Source organism: Herbaspirillum sp. B65 (genome assembly GCF_000333555.1).
Classification (GTDB): Bacteria; Pseudomonadota; Gammaproteobacteria; order Burkholderiales; family Burkholderiaceae_D; genus Herbaspirillum; species Herbaspirillum rubrisubalbicans.
Genome location: NZ_BADI01000257.1, coordinates 1 through 4,054 on the forward strand (window position 1 = coordinate 1; position 4,054 = coordinate 4,054).

The 4,054-nt window shown below is 63.8% G+C and carries 2 protein-coding genes and 3 pseudogenes; all 5 read right to left on the minus strand.

Going from position 1 to position 4,054, the window contains the following annotated elements:
* Positions 1-442 (minus strand): annotated as a pseudogene (locus tag I5W_RS29505) (type IV pilus secretin PilQ); the annotation flags it as partial.
* Positions 442-528, minus strand: a pseudogene (locus I5W_RS31095) (ADP-ribose pyrophosphatase); the annotation flags it as partial. The pseudogenes I5W_RS29505 and I5W_RS31095, both read right to left, overlap by 1 nt.
* A gap of 28 nt (positions 529-556) precedes the next feature.
* Positions 557-3,181: an alanine--tRNA ligase gene (alaS, locus tag I5W_RS06750; protein ID WP_044528654.1), complete on the minus strand. Its 2,625-nt coding sequence runs from the start codon at positions 3,179-3,181 to the stop codon at positions 557-559.
* A gap of 312 nt (positions 3,182-3,493) precedes the next feature.
* Positions 3,494-3,712, minus strand: coding sequence for a hypothetical protein (locus I5W_RS06755; protein ID WP_017452110.1), 219 nt, complete (start codon positions 3,710-3,712; stop codon positions 3,494-3,496).
* A 241-nt stretch (positions 3,713-3,953) separates the two neighbouring features.
* Positions 3,954-4,054 (minus strand): annotated as a pseudogene (gene ugpQ / locus I5W_RS33170) (glycerophosphodiester phosphodiesterase); the annotation flags it as partial.

Below are 4,054 nucleotides of genomic sequence, written 5' to 3' on the forward strand. Positions count from 1 at the left end.
GCCGCGGCGGCCTTGTTGACGTCCCGTCCAGGATCACATTGCCGTCCGGGGTGATCTGGGGCGTGACTTCCAGTTTCAGGTTGGCCTTCTTGAAGGCGGTCGAGGTGGTGCCGTTGCCGGCGGCTTGCTGGTAGGGAATTTCCTCGCCCTGCTCGATCAGGGCGGTCTGCTGGTCGGCCGTGACCAGACGAGGGCTGGAGACGATCTTGCCGCGCCCATCGGCTTCCAGCGCCGACAGCTCGACGTTGAGGAAACGCTGGGCGGCAGCATTGAAGAGGGTGAAGGCGAAGCTGCCCGGGGTGGCGCCACTGAGGGCTTCGGCGCGCAGGTTCAGGGCGGGATCGCGCAGGGTGGGGCCAGCAGGAGCCTGGCCGGTCGGGGCGGCCTGTGGGTTCTGGCTGCTCGGGCTGCCTTGGCCGCTTTGCTCGCCGACGGCCGCAAGGCCAGCCGCACCTTGCCGGCCTCGCCTTCATCGGCGCGCAGCACCAGCGATGCTGCGCAGACCGGGCAGAACTTGAACTCGCTCATGGTCGCTCCGAGCCAGGGCCGTGGGAAATTACAGCTTGGACTGGACCCAACCGGCCACGCCTTGCAGCGCGCCCGGCAGAGCCGCCGGCTCGGTGCCGCCAGCCTGAGCCATATCCGGACGACCGCCCCCCTTGCCGCCGACCTGCTGGGCGACAAAGTTGACCAGCTCGCCGGCCTTGACCTTCGCGGTCGCGTCGGCCGTGACGCCAGCGATCAGGCTGACCTTGCCATCCTTGACGCTGCCCAGCACGATGGCAGCGGTCTTGAGCTTGTCCTTCAACTTGTCCATGGTCTCGCGCAGGGTCGCCACATCGGCGCCTTCCAGCGTGGCCGCCAGCACCTTGATGCCGTTGATGTCGACCGCTTGGTTGACCAGCTCGTCGCCCTGGCTGGAGGCCAGCTTGGACTTGAGCGAAGCCAGTTCCTTTTCCAGCGCCTTGACCTGATCCTGCACCTGGCCGATGCGCGGCAGCAGTTCTTCCGGCTGGGTCTTCAGCGCCGCAGCGGCTTCGGCCACGCGGCTCGAGAGCGACTGCACCAGCGCCAGCGCACCTTCGCCGGTGACGGCTTCGACGCGGCGGATGCCAGCCGCAACGCCACCTTCGGAGACAATCTTGAACAGGCCGATGTCACCGGTACGAGAAACGTGGGTACCACCGCACAGTTCGGTCGAGGTACCGATGGACAGCACGCGCACCTGGTCGCCGTACTTTTCGCCGAACAGCGCCATGGCGCCGGCGGCAATGGCGTCGTCGTAGCCCATCAGCTGGGCGCCGGTGGCGACGTTGGCCAGTACTTCGCGGTTGACGATCTCTTCCACGCGACGGATTTCCTCGGCGGTCATCGGCGCGTTATGGCTGAAGTCGAAACGGGTCTTGTCGGCGTCGACCAGCGAACCCTTCTGCGATACATGCGAACCCAGCACTTCACGCAGGGCCTTGTGCATCAGGTGGGTGGCCGAATGGTTGCGCATGGTGCGGGCGCGCTGATCGGCATCGACCTTGGCTTGGACGGCGTCGCCGATGGCCAGGCTGCCCTTGATCAGTTGGCCGTGGTGACCGAACACCTCGGCCTGAATCTTTTGCGTATCGGCCACGGCGAACAGGGCATTGGCCGCTTCCAGCGCACCGGCATCACCCGCCTGGCCACCGGATTCGGCATAGAACGGGGTGGTGTCCAGTACCACGATAGCGTCCTGTCCAGCCTCGATCTTCTGCACCGGGCTGCCGGCCACGTAAAGGGCGACGACCTTGGCCGACTGGGCCAGGGATTCGTAGCCCACGAAGCGGGTCTTGTCACCGGTGTATTCGATGGCAGCGGCCATCTTGAACTTGCCAGCGGCGCGGGCGGCGCTCTTCTGGCGCTCCATGGCGGCATCGAAGCCGGCTTCGTCCAGTTCCACCTTGCGCTCGCGGCAGATGTCGGCGGTCAGGTCCAGCGGGAAGCCGTAGGTGTCGTACAGCGTGAAGGCGGTCTCGCCATCCAGCTTGCCGGTGTTGGCAGCCAGCGCGGCTTCCAGGATCTTCATGCCGTGTTCCAGCGTTTCGCCGAAACGTTCTTCTTCCTGCTTCAAGACCATCTCGACGCGCTCGGCGGCTTCCGGCAGTTCCGGATAGGCTGCGCCCATCTGCACCACCAGGTCCTTGACCAGCTTGTAGAAGAAGGGCTTGGTCTGGCCCAGCTTGTGGCCGTGACGCAGCGCGCGGCGGATGATGCGGCGCAGGACGTAGCCACGACCTTCATTGCCGGGAATCACGCCGTCGACGATCAGGAAGGAAGTCGCACGGATGTGGTCGGCGATCACGCGCAGCGAAGCATTGGAGAGGTCGGTCTCGCCGGTTTCACGGGCAGCCGCCTTGATGAGCGCCTGGAACAGGTCGATCTCATAGTTGCTGTGCACGTGCTGCAGGATCGCGGCCAGGCGCTCCAGACCCATGCCGGTATCCACGCAGGGGGCCGGCAGCGGGGTCAGGGTGTATTCGCCGGTGGCCGGGTCGAGCTGGCGGTCGAACTGCATGAACACGTTGTTCCAGATCTCGATGTAGCGGTCGCCATCGGCGTCGGGGCTGCCCGGGGGGCCACCCCAGATGTCCGGGCCGTGGTCATAGAAGATTTCCGAGCAGGGACCGCAGGGGCCGGTCTCGGCCATCTGCCAGAAGTTGTCGGAGGCGTAGGGTGCGCCCTTGTTGTCGCCGATGCGCACCACGCGCTCGGGCGGCAGGCCGATTTCCTTGGTCCAGATGTCGTAGGCTTCATCGTCAGTCTGGTAGACGGTGGCCCAGAGCTTGTCGGCCGGCAGGCCATAGACCTGGGTCAGCAGTTCCCAGGCCCACTTGAGCGACTCGCGCTTGAAGTAGTCGCCGAAGGACCAGTTGCCCAGCATCTCGAAGAAGGTATGGTGACGCGCCGTGTAACCGACGTTTTCCAGGTCGTTGTGCTTGCCGCCGGCGCGCAGGCAGCGCTGCACGGAAGCCGCACGCACGTAGTTGCGCTTGTCGGTGCCCAGGAACACGTCCTTGAACTGAACCATGCCGGAATTGGTGAACAGCAGGGTCGGGTCATTGCCCGGCACCAGGCTGGAGGAGCGGACGATGGTATGTTCTTTGGATTCAAAGAATTTCAGAAACTTGTCGCGAATTTCGGCTGAGTTCATGTTCGAAGACGGATAAATGGGCCTGATGCCGCCGGTAACGCTCAGATCGGACCCGGATGGGAGTCGGTGCAAAAAACGATTGCGAACCGGTGATTATACGTGATCCGGGCGCAGATTCGCAGGCCAGGGGGGCGACACATCCGCCCCCGCCCGGGACGAAAAAAAACCCGCCGGGAAATCCCGGACGGGTTACAGGCTTGGCTGACCCGGCACTGCGCGCTTGCATTGCGCCACCGGACCTTAACTGTGTCAGCCTTGCTTTTCGGTAAAACCGGTCGCTGGCCGCCGCATGGGCGGTCAGCGCAAAGACGATCAGGCGCCCTTGTTGGTCGGCAGCACGGCTGCCTTCTTGGCGTGCTTCTTGTGCTTCTTGTGCTTTTTCGCCTTCTTGACGTGCTTCTTGTGCTTCTTGTGGGCGGGCTTGGCAGCCGGTGCTTCGGCAGCAGGAGCTGCGGCAGGTGCAGGCTGGGCCAGGACCGGCATGGCGAAGGCGGCAACGAGTACGGCAGCCAGCAGTTTGTTGATCTTCATCGTTTTCCTCTATCTCTGAGTGTTGTGTGCTTCCACAAGTCTGCCGGCGTGCTCACGGGCGCCGGCCTTGTGCTTCCTTTAACGCAAGTTTTTTGCGTTGCGTTGACAGCAACTTTCGACTGCCCCCCAATTGCTGTTACCCGCCTGCAAATCATATATATCGCGTGATAAATCAGTACGCCGGTAAGAGCGCGATTTTCCGTTCATTTCCACGCTGCACGGCTACGCGATATGAACAAATTCACCAAGCGTCGGCGGCGATCAGGTCGATGCGGTCGGTGCAGAAGGCATCCACGCCCCACTGGCGGATTTCCTCGGCGCGCCCCACCTCATTGACGGTGT